The following is a 16483-nucleotide window of genomic DNA, read 5'->3' on the forward strand; positions in this document are numbered from 1 at the left end:
TCGTGCACAGCGGATGCATGTCACGGGCCGGTAACATGGCACGGTATGTCCGGCGGCGAACCCCGCCGGGACGCCAGATCCAAGGGAGACATCCGTGGCAAATCCTCTCGAGAAGCTGCTGCGCGCCGGCGAGGGACGCATCCTCCGCAGGCTCAGGCAGGTCGTGAAGGCCGTGAACGCGCTGGAGGACGACTTCGAGAAGCTCACTGATGACGAGCTGCGCGAGGAGACCACTGAGCTGCGGGCGCGTTACGAGAAGGGCGAGACCCTCGACCAGCTGATGCCCGAGGCGTTCGCCGCGGTGCGCGAGGTCGCCCGCCGCACCCTGGGCATGCGCGCCTACGACGTGCAGATCATGGGCGGCGCAGCTCTGCACATGGGCAACATCGCCGAGATGAAGACCGGCGAGGGCAAGACGCTCACCGCCGTCTTCGCGATGTACCTCAATGCCATCGCGGGCAAGGGCGCACACCTCGTCACGGTCAACGACTTCCTCGCCAGCTACCAGGCCGAGCTGATGGGCCGCGTCTACCGCGGCCTCGGCATGACCACAGGCGTCATCGTCTCGGGCCAGGATCCCGAGGTGCGCCGCGCACAGTACGCGGCAGACATCACCTACGGCACCAACAACGAGTTCGGATTCGACTACCTGCGCGACAACATGGCATGGCGCAAGGAGGACCTGGTCCAGCGCGAGCACTTCTTCGTGATCGTCGACGAGGTCGACTCGATCCTCATCGACGAAGCTCGCACACCGCTGATCATCTCCGGACCGTCGTCCGGCGAGGCCAACCGCTGGTTCACCGAGTTCGCGAACATCGCCCGCACCCTCGAAGCGGGTGTGGACTACGAGGTCGACGAGAAGAAGCGCACGGTCGGCGTGCTCGAGCCAGGCATCGAGAAGGTCGAGGACTACCTCGGCATCGAGAACCTGTACGAGTCCGCGAACACCCCGCTGATCTCGTTCCTGAACAACTCCATCAAGGCCATCTCGCTGTTCAAGCGCGACACCGACTACGTCGTGATGAACGACGAGGTCATGATCGTCGACGAGCACACCGGCCGCATCCTGGTCGGCCGCCGTTACAACGAGGGCATCCACCAGGCCATCGAGGCCAAGGAGAACGTGCCGGTCAAGGCCGAGAACCAGACCCTGGCCACGGTCACGCTGCAGAACTACTTCCGCCTGTACGACAAGATCGCCGGCATGACCGGTACCGCCGAGACCGAGGCGGCCGAGTTCATGTCCACCTACAAGCTGGGCGTCGTGCCGATCCCCACCAACCGGCCGCTGATCCGCAAGGACCAGCCGGACCTGGTCTACAAGAACGAGCAGGCCAAGTTCGCCCAGGTGGTCGAGGACATCGCCGAGCGCCACGCCGCCGGGCAGCCCGTGCTGGTCGGCACGATCAGCGTCGAGAAGAGCGAGTACCTCTCGCGTCTGCTGGCCAAGAAGGGCGTCGAGCACGAGGTGCTCAACGCCAAGAACCACGCTCGTGAGGCCGAGATCGTCGCCCTCGCCGGGCGCCTGGGAGCCGTCACCGTCGCGACCAACATGGCCGGCCGCGGCACCGACATCATGCTCGGCGGCAACGCCGAGTTCCTGGCCGTGCAGGAGCTGCGCGCGAAGGGCCTGGACCCCGAGGAGACCCCCGAGGAGTACGAGGCCGCGTGGGATGACACCTACGAGGCCATGAAGAAGAAGGTCGCCGAGGACTCCGTCAAGGTCACCGAGGCCGGCGGCCTGTACGTGCTCGGCACCGAGCGCCACGAGTCGCGCCGCATCGACAACCAGCTGCGCGGTCGCTCGGGCCGTCAGGGCGACCCCGGCGAGAGCCGGTTCTACCTCAGCCTCACCGACGACCTCATGCGACTGTTCCAGTCGGGCGCGGCCGAGGCGATCCTTGCCCGCACGAACTTCCCGGACGACGTGCCGATCGAGTCGGGCCTGGTCAGCCGCGCCATCCGCAGCGCCCAGAACCAGGTCGAGGCGCGCAACGCCGAGATGCGCAAGAACGTGCTCAAATACGACGACGTCCTCAACCGCCAGCGCGAGGCCATCTACACCGATCGCCGCCAGATCCTGCACGGCGACGACATCGCCGACCGCGTGCAGCACTTCATCGAGGACGCCATCGGGGGCATCGTCGACGACCACACCTCCGAGGGCCACAACGAGAGCTGGGACTTCGACGCGCTCTGGACCGAGCTGAAGACGCTGTACCCGGTGAACGTCACGATCGACGAGGTCGTCTCCGAGGCCGGCGGACGCAAGGGCGGCATCACCTCCGAGGGACTCAAGCGCGAGCTGCTCTCCGACGCCCTCATCGCGTATGAGAAGCGCGAGGAGAACCTCGGCGAGGCCGCGACCCGGGAGCTCGAGCGCCGCGTGGTGCTGCAGGTACTGGACCGCCGTTGGCGCGATCACCTGTACGAGATGGACTACCTCAAGGACGGCATCGGCCTGCGCGCCATGGCGCAGCGCGACCCGCTGATCGAGTACCAGCGCGAGGGCTACGCCATGTTCCAGACCATGATGAGCCAGATCAAGGAGGAGTCGGTCGGCTACCTCTACAATCTCGAGGTCGAGGTGCGCCGTGCCGGCGCGGATCAGACCGAGGTCGAGGCCAAGGGCCTGGTGGATCAGCAGCCCGAGCAGAAGCTCGAGTACTCCGCGCCCAACGACTCCGGCGACGTCGAGGTGCGCAACGAGCGCGGTCAGGTGCAGCGGGCGGCCACTGAGCGTGCGGCCAGCACCGCACGCGGAGCGTTCGGCCAGCAGGTGGATGCCGCTGAGGCTCCCGCACCGCAGAATCGTGAGCAGCGCCGCGCGCAGAACCGCAAGAAGAAGTAGGCGCCCCCGCGCATGACGAAGGCCGGTCCCGAGGACCGGCCTTCGTCATGCGCGGCAGGTGGTGGTGGTGCCCGGTGCCTGCCCGCTGTCATGCAAGGATGAGCACGTGAACAGGGCACAGGAGCGTGAGCTCGAATCGACGAGAGTCGCGTCGTGGCTGCGTGATGCGATCGTCAGGGGAGCACGGGGCCCGGGAAGCCGGCTGATCGAGCGGGATCTTGCTGCGGAGTACGGCGTCAGCCGCGTGCCCGTGCGGAGCGCTCTGAGGGCCCTGGAGATCGAGGGGCTCGTCGAGCTGCGTCCGCGTACCTGGGCCATCGTGCGGGAGTTCACCCAGGAGGACCTCGCCGACCTCGACGAGGTGCGGCAGGTGCTCGAGCCGATGGCTGCGCGCCTCGCCGCGGAGCGGCGCAGCGAGGCAGGCGCCGAACGACTGCGCAGGGCGATCTCGGCCGCGCCCTCGACCATCGGCGCGGCGGCCGAATTCCATGAGATCGTCGTGGAACTGGCGGGCAATCGGCTGCTCGCCGACCTGATGGGCAGCATCCGCAGCCGACTGCGCTGGGAACTGGCGCAGCACGACGACCTGAGCCGCATCGCCGACGAGCACGTGGCACTCTATGAGGCGATCCGCGACGGGGACGGCGACAGGGCCGCTCAGCTGGCGAACGAGCACGTGCAGAGCATCCGTGGCGACAGACTGGCACGCGCCGAGGCGCTGCTCACCGGGTCGATCCCCGTCGTCGCGGACTGACGCGCCCTGCGCGGCGGGTAGCATTGGCGGATGACCCGCCGAACCCTGGACCAGTCGTCCAAGCTCAAGAACGTCCTCTATGAGATCCGCGGCAAGGCACTGGTCGAGGCGGCGCGCCTGGAGTCCGAGGGTCACCAGATCCTCAAGCTGAACACCGGCAACCCCGCCACCTTCGGCTTCGAGGCCCCGCACCAGATCGTGCACGACATGCTGGCGGCTCTGCCGACCGCGCACGGGTACAGCGACAGCAAGGGCATCATCTCCGCGCGCCGCGCCGTGGTCAGCCGCTACGAGCAGATCCCCGACTTCCCGCGCTTCGACCCGGATGACGTGTACCTGGGCAACGGCGTCTCCGAACTGATCACCATGGTCATGCAGGCGCTGCTGGATCAGGGCGACGAGGTGCTGATCCCGGCGCCCGACTACCCCCTGTGGACCGCCATGACCTCGCTGGCCGGCGGCACCCCGGTGCACTACCTGTGCGACGAGGACGACGGCTGGCAGCCCGATCTCGAGGACATCCGCGCGAAGATCACGCCGCACACGAAGGCCATCGTCATCATCAACCCCAACAACCCGACGGGCGTGGTGTACTCCCGCGAGGTGCTGCAGGGGATCGTGCAGATCGCCCGCGAGAACGAGCTGCTGCTGCTCTCGGACGAGATCTACGACCGCATCCTGTTCGACGGCGCCGTGCACACGCCGACGGCCACGCTGGCGCCCGACCTGCTGTGCCTGACGTTCAACGGCCTGTCCAAGACCTATCGCGTGGCGGGGTACCGCTCCGGCTGGGTCGTCATCACCGGGCCCAAGGCCCACGCCAGGGGGTTCCTCGAGGGGATCACGCTGCTGGCCTCGACGAGACTGTGCCCGAACGTGCCCGCCCAGCACGCCGTGCAGGCGGCGCTCGGCGGCGTGCAGTCCATCGACACGCTCATCGCGCCCTCGGGGCGGCTGCACGAGCAGCGCGACATCGCCTGGGAGGGTCTCTCATCTATCCCCGGCGTCAGCTGCGTCAAGCCGCAGGGTGCGCTGTACGCGTTCCCGCGGCTGGACCCCGAGGTGCACGAGATCCACGACGACGCCAAGCTGGTATACGACCTGCTGGTCTCGGAGAAGATCCTGCTCGTGCAGGGCACCGGCTTCAACTGGCCGACGCCCGACCACCTGCGCGTCGTGACGCTGCCCGAGGCGCGCGTGCTCAGCGCCGCCGTCGAGCGGCTGGGGAACTTCCTCGCGAGCTACCGGCAGTGACCTCGGCTCGCGCGCCGAGACCCGACGCCACCCGGCGCACGGCCGCGACCAGCGGTGACCGGGGCGACACATCGGCGATCGCGCGCGCGTGCAGCGCCGCCGCATCGGCTGCGCGCTGATCCTCGGGCAGGAACGCCACGTCGTCGATGCCCGCGAACCGGTCCAGCGTGCGCCGGAGCTGCCCTCGCGCATCGATGCCGAGCGGGCCGGGACGAACCCGGTTCGCGACGACGGTCACCGGCGTGCCGCCCAGCAGATGCCGCAGCTCGGCGTGCCCGCGCACGAACCGGCTGACGCCCAGCGGATCAGCGGACAGCACGGCCACGACGGCATCCGCCTCCATCAGCGCTGCGACGGTCGCCGCGTGGCGCGGCGGCGCGCCCGCGTCCAATCCGTCGTCCTCGGCATCCAGCTCGGCCGCGACGTCGACGACCGTGACCTGCGTCCACGACCGGCAGGTGTCCAGCGTCGTGCGCATGCGCGCCGCACCCAGCTCCGGCCACCTGCTGGGGCGGTTCAGGCCGCTGAGCACCTCGATCATGCCGCCGGACGTCTCCACGGGCGTCGACAGCCGAGACAGCTCCGCGGCATCCAGCAGCCCCAGCTCGGCGCGGCGGCAGGCGGCGGCCAGCCCCGGGGCGTCGTCATCGAGCCCCAGTTGGAGCGCGAGCGACGGTGCGACGCTGTCGGCATCGACGAGCGCTGTGCGGGTTCCGGACCTGGACAGCTCCACGGCCAGTTGGATCGCCACGGTCGAGCGCCCTGGAGCGCCGTGCGGGCCCCACACGGCGATGATGCGCGACGCCGGGGCTGACGGCGCAGCGGCCGGGCCGGACTCCAGCGCTCGCAGCACCTGATCGGCGGGCGTGTCGTAGGGGAGCGGTGCGGGAAGGCCCAGGCGCATCGCCGCGCGGGAGTCGGACGGGCCGATCAGGAGCACGCGCACGCCGGATCGGTCGCAGGCACCGACCAGCTCCCGGGTCACGGCGCGCGTCGGCGCGACCAGCAGCGCATCCACACCGATCAGGGAAGCCGTGCTCAGCTCGGTCGCGTCGATGCGCCCGACCTGAGCACCCTCAAGCTCCAGATCGGCGGCCAGCATCGCGGCGGCCTCGTCGGCCGAGCACAGCAGGAGCGTGGTCACGAGCCGGCTCCTGCGGGGATGATCGAGATCGTGGACCCGCCGGTGATCGCGGCCAGCACGTCGCCGACATCGGCACGGTCGATCACCACCTCCACGTCCGTGCGGCTCTGGCTCAGCATCCCCTCGGCCTCGGAGACGCTCGACACGACGGCATCGCCGACGAGGATCCTGGGTGTGTCGGGCGTGCGACCGTCCTTGAGCAGCGGGGCGTGCCACAGCTCGACGGGTGATCCCGCACGCACACCGGCCGGAATCGCCGTGCTGCTGACGACGACCGTCGTCACGCGGGAGTCCTTCTCATCGCCGACGCCGGAGCGCGCGACGAGCTCGCCCTTCGGCAGCGTGCGCGTCGCGACGGCGCCCTTGTGCAGGTCCTGCGGGGCGAGATAGGCGTCGGTGAGCGCGCTCAGTCCCACCTCGACCACCTGGAAGTCGCCGGAGTCCACGCTCTCACCCGGCACCAGAGTGTGCGAGGCCTGCAGCACGGGCGTCGTCCGCCGTGACGAGGAGACCAGCAGCCACACGCCCGCGATGGAGACGATCACCAGGATGAGACCGATGAGGAAGCGCAGGTCGCCGAAGAACGGTCTGCGGGCACGGGAGGACATCATGCACGCATCGTCCCAGATTCCGTCATTCGGCCTGAAAAGTTATCCACAGGGCTGATTCCCACGAGCGGAAACCCGCGCGGCAGGGAAGAATGTACGCATGCCCGAAGCATCCGACATGGCTCCTCGCTTCCTCGCACCCGCGCAGGTCGCCGAGCTGATGACCATCGAGGTGGACGAAGTCATCCATCTCGTGCAGGAGGGACGTCTGCGCGGATCCCAGCTGGGTTCTCCGCCGCGCTGGCGCGTCGAGGAGGCATCGATCGCCGATTACCTGGCCGAGCAGGCCGAGGATGCCCGGCGCAGCGCGCTGTGGCGTCAGGCCAACGAGGCCAGCTTCCCCGAGGTGTGGGGCACGACGCCCTACCACCGGGACTGATCTCTCGCCAGGGACGACCCCTGGGCCGGGCGTGGGACGGGCCGGAGCGCCGGGTTCTCAGGATGCGGCGGAGTCGCCGCGTTCGATGCGCACCCACGTCAGGGCATCCAGCGGCACGATCCGGAAGCCGTGCACGGCGCGAGCTCGTCGTGGATCGCCCGCATCGTGCAGGGCGAGGTCCAGGTGGTCGACGCCGGCGCGGTCGATGGTCCCGTGCTGAGGGTCGCCGTCGCGCCGCGCCAGCGTGACGGGGGTCCGGCGTCTGGCCAGGTCCCGCAGCACGAACCCGAGCGTCATGCGTTCGCGCAGCGCCGCGCCAGGGGCATCCGACACGCCTTCGGCCAACGACGCCAGCAGCGTGCCATGGTCGACGGCGACGCCCGTGATCGCGGTCAGCGGTATCAGCCGCAGTCGCCGATCGTCGGGGGTGGAGACGCCGATCCAGTCCGCGCCGATCACGCGCAGCGTGCAGTCCCAGCGCTCCCCGCAGCTGAGCTCGATCGCCGCGCGGGAGGCGCCGGCGGTCATCGTGCGCAGGCGCTCTCTCAACGACAGCTTGGCGATGCGCAGCCGCTCGGACTCCGCATCCAGAGCCGCGCGCTCGGCCTCCCACTCGGCCGCGAGCTGGCTCTCGAGGTCGTCGAAGAGATGATCCCATTCCACGCGACCGAGCGTAGGCGAACGCGGCGCATCCGCGTGCGGGTTATCCACAGATATTCCGGTTCGCCTTCCGTCGAAGCCCCTTGCGTGCTGTAATTCAGGGAGTTCACAACCGAGATGTCTACACGGAACTGCCACGACCCGGGGGGGATCGAGCACAATGACGATGCTGTCCAGCGAGTACTTCGCACCGCAGCCGACCTCTTCGTCGGCACTGCCCGATCCCGTTCCGCTGCTGCGGGGACTCACCCGCGGTGCGCTCGAGGTGCTGGCGGGCATCCGCGAGGTGGATCAGCTCGCCCGCTGGCTCAGCGAGGACGCGTTCAGGGCCCTCGCCACCCGTGCGAACCTCTCCGCACGCGCTCGCAGTGCGCGGGGACTGGCGCCCGCACGGCCGACCTTCCAGATCCTGTCCCTGCGCGTCACCCAGCCGGTCGACGGCATCGTCGAGGCCGCCATCGTGGTCGCGGGCCCCGGGCGCACCAGGGCCGTCGCCGTGCGGCTCGAGGGGCTCGACGGCAGGTGGCGCGCCAGCTCCTTCGCCGTGCTGTGAGCCTGTTGCACCGTCCGGTTCCCCGCCCGCGCGGACAGTAGGCTGAACGGGTGTCAACGCTCAGTGATCTCGCACACGCCCAGGGCCTTCTGAAGGACGCCGACGTCGAGTGGCTGCATCGCCTCGCCGGCGACGGTCAGCTGCTGGCGGATCTCGCCTCTGCGGACATCGTGATGTGGATCCAGACCGCGGACGGATCGTTCATCGCCGTCGCCCATTCCCGTCCCTCGGGCGCCGCCACCCTCTTCTACCGCGACATCGTCGGCGAGAAGGTGCGCCCGCAGTGGCGCACCCAGGTGCAGGCCGCGTTCGAGTCCGGCGAGATCGTGGACTCGTCGTCGCCGGACTGGTTCGAGGAGACGCCCACGCGCGTGCGCGCCGTGCCGATCCTGCGCAAGAAGCAGGAGCACGTCGTGCTGGGCGTGATCACCCGGCACACCAACCTGGGCGAGGCGCGGATGCCGTCGCGCCAGCAGATCAGCTTCGACGAGTGCGCGAACGACCTGTTCCGCATGATCACCTCGGGCGAGTTCCCCGACCTGTCCGCCCCCACCGCCCCGCGGCGCGGTGCGCCTCGAGCATCCGACGGTCTGCTCCGGCTGGACGTGGACGGGATCACGACGTTCGCCAGCCCCAACGCGCTGTCGGCGTTCAACCGGATGGGCTTCGATGACGAGTTGGAGGGCGAATCGCTGGCCGAGGTCACCACGCGCATCGTGCCGCCCTCGCGTCAGGTCGACGAGTCGCTGCCGGTGGTCGTCACCGGGCGCGCACCGTGGCGCACCGACATGGAGGCCAGGGGAGTGACGGTGTCGCTGCGCGCGATCCCGCTGCGCGACCACGGCACGCGCATCGGCGCGATCGTGCTGTGCCGCGACGTCTCAGAGCTGCGGCACCAGGAGCAGGAGCTCATCACCAAGGACGCCACGATCCGCGAGATCCACCACCGCGTCAAGAACAACCTGCAGACCGTGGCCTCACTGCTGCGCATCCAGGCCCGCCGCACGCGCTCCGAGGACGCCCGTGAGGCGCTCACGCAGGCCATGCGCCGGGTGGAGGCGATCGCCGTCGTGCACGACACCCTCGCCAGCGGCCTGTCGCAGACCGTCGATTTCGACGAGGTGTTCGACCGTGTGCTCAAGCTCGTGGCCGAGGTGGCGGCGGCCCCCAACACGCGCGCGCGGACGCAGCTGGAGGGCCGCTTCGGCATGCTGCCCAGCGAGTACGCCACGCCGCTCGCTCTGGCCCTCACCGAGGTCGTCACCAACGCCGTCGAGCACGGGCTGGCGGGCCAGGAGGGCATCGTCCGCATCGAGGCCACCCGCACAGACGAGCAGCTGCGCGTCACGGTCACCGACACCGGCCTCGGCCTGCCGGAGGGGCGGGTGGGGCAGGGACTCGGCACGCAGATCGTGCGCACCCTCATCCAGGGCGAGCTCTCGGGATCGATCGAGTGGCAGGGCAGCGAGGGCGAGGGCACTCAGGTGACCATCGAGATCCCGATGCGCTGGATCGCCGCCTGAAGACGGTTCCTGCCGGGTCTCACGCCCGGGTACTGAACGCCGAGGACAGCACCAGACCTGCGCCCCCCAGCAGGGTGATCTGGTCAGGCTCGGTTGCGAAGACCACTGCGGGCGAGCTCCCGCGTTCGGGTGCGAGGCGATCCACCCACCCCTGCAACGCCTTGTGCATGAGCTCGCCACCCCCGCACACGTCGCCGTGCATGATGTAGTGACCAGGGGCGAGGATCTGTTCATTGTTGGCGATGCCGATGGCCAGATTGCGTGCATAGAGGTCGAGCAGACCGGATGCATCCGTCACGCCCGCTGATGCGAGCGCGGCGAGTGAGCTGGCGTCCATCGACTCGGCGTCCTCGAGAGACAGCGCGGCGGCACGGTCGCGCAACCAGCCCAGTGTGGCGACCGTTTCCCAGCATCCCCTGCGCCCGCAACGGCACAGCTCGCCGTCGAGTTGGACGATGGTGTGTCCGGACTCCCCGCCCGCCCCGTCGAGCCCGCGCAGGACCTCCCCATAGTGCACTATGCCGAAGCCCAATGCCTCGCCCGTGTAGACCGACGCGAAGTCTTGGATTTCGCGGCCGAGCCCGAACCAGCGGTCGCCCAGCGCCTGGACACGGGGATGATGGTCGACGAGTGCGCTGACGCGGTAGCGCTCTTCGAGCATCGACACTACCGGGAGCCCATTGAGTCCCGGCGTGAGATGCATGGACAGGATCCTGCCAGCCCGGGTGTCGACCATCCCGGCGGCGGCGACGCCGATGCCGACAAGGTCTACACCGGACAGGCAACGATCTGTGACCTCGAAGAGCGCCTGGGCGATGGTCTCTGTCGAGGCGTCCCGCCCGTAGGAGGCGCGGCTGATCTCGTGGATGGTGCCGTCGAAGGCGATACGCGCGGCGACCACGATGTCGGGGGAGAGCTGGACGGCCCCCAGCCAGGGCCCGTCGCTGCGGAACCAGAGTGGACGAGCTGGCTTGCCCCCCGCGTGCGACGGCGCGATCGGCTTGCCCTCCACCAGCGTTCCCGATTCGAGCAGTGGTTGCAGGATGGTCGCGATCGTCGCGCGGTTGACGGCGAGCGAACGGGCCAGTTGCGCTCGGCTGGACGGTCCGAGCCGATGCAGCGTCTCCAAGACGCGTCGACGGTTCGTCTCGCCGATGGTGGTCGTGGTGATCAGGCGCCGTCGCAGGGTGCGCGAGGACAGGGTGAGGTCCGACCGGGATTTCGAGGACGCTGTCATGGCATGTCTTCCGATCTGAAGCGCAGATTTGTGAGCTCTTCTCAGTGGACAGTTTACGATCAAGTATGTATGGTTTAGCCTCATACATACATCGATTGGCGATGGAAATCCTGAACACCATGAAGAAGTGGGGTAGGCAGTGGAGCAGAGCAGTCCGGTACGAGTGGCGGTCGTCGGCGGGGGCATTCGCGGTGCGATGTTCGCACGCGCACTGCAGGAGGACCCGAGTTCGCGGGTCAGTGCGATATGCGACCGCAACCCGACCGTACTCGCCGACATGGCCGAGCAGTTCGGAGTCCCTGGCTATACGGATCTGTCCGAAATGCTTGCGCAGCACCCGGAACTGCAGGCAGCGGTCATCGCGACGCCGGATTTCGCGCACCGCGAGGCTGCTGTGCTGTGCGCGGAGGCAGGACTCGATCTCATGATCGAGAAGCCGCTGGCCACGGATCCCGAGGATGCACGGGAGATCGCGGAGACCGTGGCGCGAGCCGGCACCCGCATCATGGTCGGCTTCGAGAACCGCTGGAACGTGCAGTACTCCTCCGTTCGCGACAAGCTCGCGGCGGAACCTCAGGCAAGGATCAGTGCGCAGATCATCAGCCTGAACGACACCATCTTCGTCCCCACCGAGATGCTCTCCTGGGCCGGGAAGAGCTCGCCGGCGTGGTTCCTCATGCCGCACTCCCTGGATCTCGCCTGCTGGATCGGCGGAACCCGTCCGGTGTCGGTCTACGCCGTTGGTGCGCGCGAAATCCTTGCCGGATCGGGTGTGGACACCTGGGACCGCATCAACGCGGTGTTCACGATGGCGGACGGATCGCACGTCATCCTGAACTCCTCGTGGGTACTGCCCCAGTCCATGCCATCCGTGTTCGACTTCCGGTACGAGATTCAGTCGGACAGCGATGTCCTCCACATCGACGGTGCCAACCACGGCATCGTCGACTACGGACCGAGTGGCGCGCGCTGGATGCAGTCCGCCGTGTACGAGCGGGCGGGGAGGATCCAGGGTGTGCCGATAGACATGGTCCGGGACTTCATCCAGCTCGTGAGAGGCGAATCCGTCGAAGTGCCGGGTCTTGACCAAGGCCTGCTCATCACGACATCCATCGCAGCCGTGCACACCTCCCTCGAGACCGGCCAGGTCGTCGAGATCACCATCTGACCATCAGCTCACACCTCCAACGAAGGAGCAGGAAATGAAGTCATCAACGCAGATGGGCGCGAATCTCTCGCGCCGTCAACTCTTCCAGCTGGGCGGCCTGGCCGCAGGCGCGTTCGCTCTCGCCGGATGCGCGCCGTCAACCGGGAGTGGGGGCGCGCCGTTGACCGGCGGCGGCAATCCCTCGGGGCAGATCAGCATCCTCGACGACAACACAAACAACGTGTTCAAGCAGACTGCGATCAAGGCGTTCGAGAAGAAGACCGGTATCAAGGTCGTCACCTACCAGCAGGGGAACTTCAACGACCTGCACGACAAGATGGCGACCATGTTCGCCGCGCAGGACACCTCGTTCGACGTCGTGATGACCTGGGCAGGCTGGTCTGCGGAGTTCGGGCAGGCCGGCTGGCTCGAGGAACTGGACGCTTCGGCCATCCCGAGTGACCTCATCCAGCCGGCGCTCGACGCCGTGTCCTGGCGTGGGAAGGTCTACGGGCTCCCGAAATTCGTCAGCACACAGACCATGTTCTGGAACAAGGACCTCTATACGAAGGCGGATCTCGACCCGGAGGCAGGACCGCAGAACTGGGACGAGTTTGTCGCCGCAGCCAAGAAGCTCACTACCGGCGGTCGATACGGATATGCCTGCGACATGGGCAACCCCGCCGGTGCCTATCAGAACTTCCTCCGGATGCTGCTCCTCAACGGAGGGGAGTTCTACGACGACGACTACAAGCCCACCTTCGCGGGCGAAGCCGGCGTCGAGGCGCTCACCAAGCTCGTCGAACTGCTGCAGGTCCACAAGGTGATGGACCCCTCATCACTGCAGATCACCAACGCATCCGACCTCGCCGACCTGTTCGCCCGGGGGGAGACGGGGATGGTGTTCAACTGGCCCTTCCAATACGCCGTCGCCACCGGCGACAAGGCCGTCACCACCGCCGACAGCATCGGCAACGGACTGATCCCCGGAATCTCGGTCCGGTCGGCGTCGATCGACGGGTCGGAGGGCTTCGCCATCAGCAAGTTCTCCAAGAACAAAGAGGCGGCTCTCGCCTGGCTGCAGTTCGTGACAACGGGCGACGTCCAGATGGACATCGTCAAGGACGAGGGCTGGTTCCCGGTCTCCAAGAGCGTACTGGCCGATCCGACAGCTCAGGAGGCACTGCCGATCCTGGCCACCTATGAGGAGTCGACGAAGTACGTGACCAAGCGTTACGGGACGCCCTGGTCGAACGAGCTCGACCAGGCACTCTCGGTCCAGCTCATCAATGCGATGAACGGCAAGACCTCCCCGAAGGAGGCGCTGGCTTCCGCCCAGAAGACCGCGGAAGAACTCGTGAAGAAGTACCTGAAGTAAGGATCACCGAAGATGGGCGCGAACCTCGCTGAGAGGAGCCGCCGACTAGACCTGCGCTTCGGCCTGATGATGATCGCTCCCGCGGTCCTCATCATTGCGATGCTGTTGGGATATCCGATGGGGTATGCCGTCTTCATGTCGTTCCACGAATGGAACGACAAGCTGGGCATGGATCATCCGTTCGTCGGCTTGGACAACTACGGACAGCTGCTGTCCGATCCCGCCGTGCACCGCGCGATGGAGAGGACGGCATACTTCTCCATCATCACCGTGCTCGGCGGGGTGGCCCTGGCCGTGGGCATCGCCGTACTGCTGAACCGCGAGTTCCGCGGGCGCACCCTCGCGCGTGTGCTGCTTCTGGTGCCGTGGGCCGTCCCGCCGGTCGTCAACGGCATCATGTGGAAGCTCATCTTCGACGGAAGCACCGGCATCGCGAATACCATCCTGCGAGGGCTGGGGCTCACCGACGAGAATGTGCAGTGGCTGTCTGACCCCACTCTGGCGATGAACGTGCTGATCTTCGCCGAGACGTGGAAGCTGCTCCCCTTCCTGTGCCTGCTCATGCTCGCAGCGCTGCAGGGGATCCCGTCGAATCTCTACCGTGCCGCGGCGATCGATGGCGCAGGCCCGTGGCGTACGTTCTGGCGCATCACGTTGCCGAACATCCGCGGCGCGCTGATGTTCGCCCTCATCGTGCAGTCGATGTGGTCGCTCAAGGTCTTCGACACCATCTATGTGCTCACCGGAGGGTCGGGAGGGCCGGCTGAGGGGACGACAACCATCAACTTCCTCGCCTACCTGGTCAACTTCAGCAATCTGGACCGCGGATACGGTTCCGCCATGGCTGTCGGGATCATGATCCTGGTGCTCGTGGTCGCGGTGTTCTGGATCGTGATCTTCGGTGGGTTCAGCAGAAGGAGGAGAGCGGATGCCTGATCTCACAGAGACGGCGCTGGTCACCAGCCATCGACCGCGCACTCGAAGGGTGTCGAAGGCCAGCCGTAGGCGCGCCACAGCGATCGTGTGCGGGGCGCTGGTCGTCCTCACGATGGCGATCTTCCTGGCACCGTTCCTATGGATGTTCGTGTTCAGCGTGTACCCCTCGACGGCGCTGCAGGGCAGGACGCCCGACTTGTCGCCGTCGAACATCACGTTCGAGTCGTACCTGCGACTACTGGCCGACGGCTCGTTCCTATCGCCGATGGCCAACTCTGCGATCGTCGGCATCTCGACGACCATCGTCTGCATGGTGGTGGGGTCAGCCTGCGCCTACGCCATTGCCCGCTTCCGCTTCCGCGGGCGGCAGCCGTTGTTGCTGAGCATGATGACGGTGCAGGCGATCCCGGTCATCGTGCTGGCGGTACCGTTGTTCATCCTGTTGCGCTCGGTGGGGCTTTACGATCAGTTGCTCGGGCTCATCGTGACGTACACGGCGTTCATCCTGCCGCTGGTGATCTGGATGCTCGTCGGCTTCTTCGAGGACGTGCCGCCCAGCCTTGAACGGGCAGCGCGCATCGACGGGTGCAATCGGCTGCAGATCATGTACAAGATCGCGTTTCCGCTTGCAGCCCCGGGAATGGCGGCGACGGCCATTCTGGCGTTCATCACCAGTTGGAGCGACTTCTTCCTCGCGAAGGTGCTCACCTCCAACACGGCGGTGACGCTGCCCGTGAAGACGGCCGCCTTCCAGGGGCTGTTCGCAATGGACTACACATCGGCGGCGACGGCGGGCGTGATCACTGCGATCCCTGTCCTGGTCCTCACGCTGGTGGCTCAGAAGTGGATCATCCGCGGTATGACCGAGGGTGCGGTGAAAGGCTGACAATGGCTCAGATCGAATTGGTGAACGTCGACAAGGTGTACGGTCGTCCGAAGCGGAGTGAGGAGGTGCGCAAGGCCGTCGCAGACCTCAGCTACGTAATCGAGGACGGGCACTTCGTATCGCTTCTCGGCCCCTCGGGATGCGGCAAGACCACCACATTGAACATGATCGCGGGGCTAGAGGACATTTCCGGCGGGGAGATTCTCATCGACGGCCATCGCGTCGACGACCTCGAACCGGACAAGCGAGATCTCGCATTCGTGTTCCAGGACTACGCACTGTATCCACACATGACCGTGTTCGAGAACATCGCCTTCGGGCTGCGCATGCGCAAGGTGGACAAGGACGAGATCGATCGGCGTGTCACGGACGCCGCGCAGCGACTCGACATCGCGCACGTGCTGGACTCGAAGCCGAAGGCTCTCTCCGGAGGGCAGCGGCAGCGCGTCGCACTCGCCCGTGCCATCGCCCGCCGGCCAGCGGTGTTCCTGTTCGACGAGCCGCTGTCGAACCTCGACGCGCTGTTGCGCGACCAGACGCGCAGTGAGCTGAAGATGCTACATCGCGAGCTCAAGGCGACCAGTGTCTACGTGACCCACGACCAAGAGGAGGCCATGACGCTCTCGGACCGGATCGCGGTTATGAGCCGCGGCCGGCTCGAGCAGTACGGGAGTCCCTATGAGGTCTACCACGAGCCGGCGACGGAGTTCGTCGCGTCGTTCGTGGGCAAGCCGCGCATGAACCTCTTCACCGCGGTTATTGCCGAACAGGGACGCTTCGTGCTGCCTGGAACGGCGTTCGTCGTGGAGCTCGGCCTGGCCGGCCAGCCCGAGGTTCGTGTCGGGGTTCGACCTGAGGAGTGCACCCTGCGTGCTCCAGTGACGGGAGAGCAGGCACACGGCCGAGTGGTCGCGGTGGAGCCGCTGGGCAACGTCTCCGATGTGCATCTGGCCGTCGGCGAGTTCGACTTCATGGCGCGCGTTCCGGGATTTGGCTCGTTCGGCGTGGGCGATGAGGTGGTCATCGACGTCAGCAGTGCGCGTGTGCACTGCTTCGACCCGGCCAGCGGGCAGCGTCTGCGGGGGTGAGATTCTCGGACTGGCGGTCGGGCTACGGGCCGGACACAGAGGCGCCGTCGAGCATATCGCTCGGCGGCGCCTCTGTGCTTGG

The 16483-nt window shown here is 67.3% G+C and carries 15 protein-coding genes; 11 read left to right on the top strand and 4 right to left on the bottom strand.

The features are described from left to right. The first annotated feature begins 94 nt into the window (after positions 1 to 94). From secA to Q0568_RS15610, 3 genes are all read left to right on the top strand, one after another. Positions 95 to 2854: a preprotein translocase subunit SecA gene (gene secA / locus Q0568_RS15600; RefSeq protein WP_298868111.1), complete on the top strand. Its 2760-nt coding sequence runs from the start codon at positions 95 to 97 to the stop codon at positions 2852 to 2854. Positions 2855 to 2960: 106 nt separating this feature from the next. After that, a complete protein-coding gene (locus Q0568_RS15605) occupies positions 2961 to 3608 on the top strand; it encodes a GntR family transcriptional regulator (protein WP_298868113.1) in 648 nt (215 codons plus the stop codon). 30 nt (positions 3609 to 3638) lie between these two features. Continuing rightward, positions 3639 to 4862: a pyridoxal phosphate-dependent aminotransferase gene (locus Q0568_RS15610; protein ID WP_298868115.1), complete on the top strand. Its 1224-nt coding sequence runs from the start codon at positions 3639 to 3641 to the stop codon at positions 4860 to 4862. Here the strand turns inward: Q0568_RS15610 and Q0568_RS15615 are convergent. Beyond that, positions 4810 to 6006 carry a P-loop NTPase gene (locus tag Q0568_RS15615; protein WP_298868117.1) on the bottom strand — a complete coding sequence of 399 codons (1197 nt, stop codon included), beginning with the start codon at positions 6004 to 6006 and terminating at the stop codon, positions 4810 to 4812. The two genes, Q0568_RS15610 and Q0568_RS15615, sit on opposite strands and share 53 nt — an antisense overlap. Continuing rightward, positions 6003 to 6617 carry an SAF domain-containing protein gene (locus Q0568_RS15620; RefSeq protein ID WP_298868119.1) on the bottom strand — a complete coding sequence of 205 codons (615 nt, stop codon included), beginning with the start codon at positions 6615 to 6617 and terminating at the stop codon, positions 6003 to 6005. The genes Q0568_RS15615 and Q0568_RS15620 overlap by 4 nt, the downstream gene beginning before the upstream one ends. Before the next feature lie 97 nt (positions 6618 to 6714). Between Q0568_RS15620 and Q0568_RS15625 the strand changes: the two genes are divergently transcribed. Next, positions 6715 to 6993 (top strand): DNA-binding protein, encoded by a 279-nt coding sequence (locus tag Q0568_RS15625; protein WP_298868122.1) that lies wholly within the window; start codon positions 6715 to 6717, stop codon positions 6991 to 6993. A gap of 57 nt (positions 6994 to 7050) precedes the next feature. Here Q0568_RS15625 and Q0568_RS15630 read toward each other — a convergent pair whose 3' ends face one another. Continuing rightward, a complete protein-coding gene (locus Q0568_RS15630) occupies positions 7051 to 7656 on the bottom strand; it encodes a hypothetical protein (RefSeq protein ID WP_298868125.1) in 606 nt (201 codons plus the stop codon). 163 nt (positions 7657 to 7819) lie between these two features. Here Q0568_RS15630 and Q0568_RS15635 point away from each other — a divergent pair, with 163 nt between their 5' ends. Together Q0568_RS15635 and Q0568_RS15640 are read left to right on the top strand one after the other, a co-directional pair. Next, entirely contained in the window at positions 7820 to 8206 is a 387-nt protein-coding gene (locus tag Q0568_RS15635; RefSeq protein ID WP_298868248.1) for an Rv3235 family protein, read from the top strand. 50 nt (positions 8207 to 8256) lie between these two features. Continuing rightward, positions 8257 to 9729, top strand: a complete 1473-nt coding sequence (locus tag Q0568_RS15640) for a sensor histidine kinase (protein ID WP_298868127.1) — start codon at positions 8257 to 8259, stop codon at positions 9727 to 9729. Positions 9730 to 9748: 19 nt separating this feature from the next. Here the strand turns inward: Q0568_RS15640 and Q0568_RS15645 are convergent, their stop codons facing one another. After that, entirely contained in the window at positions 9749 to 10966 is a 1218-nt protein-coding gene (locus Q0568_RS15645; RefSeq protein WP_298868129.1) for an ROK family transcriptional regulator, read from the bottom strand. Positions 10967 to 11129: 163 nt separating this feature from the next. On the opposite strand from Q0568_RS15645, the gene Q0568_RS15650 reads away from it, so the two are divergent. The 5 genes from Q0568_RS15650 to Q0568_RS15670 all read left to right on the top strand — a co-directional run bounded on the left by Q0568_RS15650 (position 11130) and on the right by Q0568_RS15670 (position 16401). Continuing rightward, positions 11130 to 12134 carry a Gfo/Idh/MocA family oxidoreductase gene (locus Q0568_RS15650; RefSeq protein ID WP_298868250.1) on the top strand — a complete coding sequence of 335 codons (1005 nt, stop codon included), beginning with the start codon at positions 11130 to 11132 and terminating at the stop codon, positions 12132 to 12134. A gap of 34 nt (positions 12135 to 12168) precedes the next feature. Then, positions 12169 to 13491, top strand: a complete 1323-nt coding sequence (locus Q0568_RS15655) for an extracellular solute-binding protein (RefSeq protein ID WP_298868132.1) — start codon at positions 12169 to 12171, stop codon at positions 13489 to 13491. 12 nt (positions 13492 to 13503) lie between these two features. Further along, positions 13504 to 14427 (top strand): carbohydrate ABC transporter permease, encoded by a 924-nt coding sequence (locus Q0568_RS15660; RefSeq protein ID WP_298868134.1) that lies wholly within the window; start codon positions 13504 to 13506, stop codon positions 14425 to 14427. 112 nt (positions 14428 to 14539) lie between these two features. Next, positions 14540 to 15313, top strand: coding sequence for a carbohydrate ABC transporter permease (locus Q0568_RS15665; protein WP_298868137.1), 774 nt, complete (start codon positions 14540 to 14542; stop codon positions 15311 to 15313). Positions 15314 to 15315: 2 nt separating this feature from the next. Further along, positions 15316 to 16401 carry an ABC transporter ATP-binding protein gene (locus Q0568_RS15670; RefSeq protein WP_298868139.1) on the top strand — a complete coding sequence of 362 codons (1086 nt, stop codon included), beginning with the start codon at positions 15316 to 15318 and terminating at the stop codon, positions 16399 to 16401. The last annotated feature ends 82 nt before the right edge of the window (positions 16402 to 16483 follow it).

This window comes from uncultured Microbacterium sp., assembly GCF_937927635.1.
Classification (GTDB): domain Bacteria; phylum Actinomycetota; class Actinomycetes; order Actinomycetales; family Microbacteriaceae; genus Microbacterium.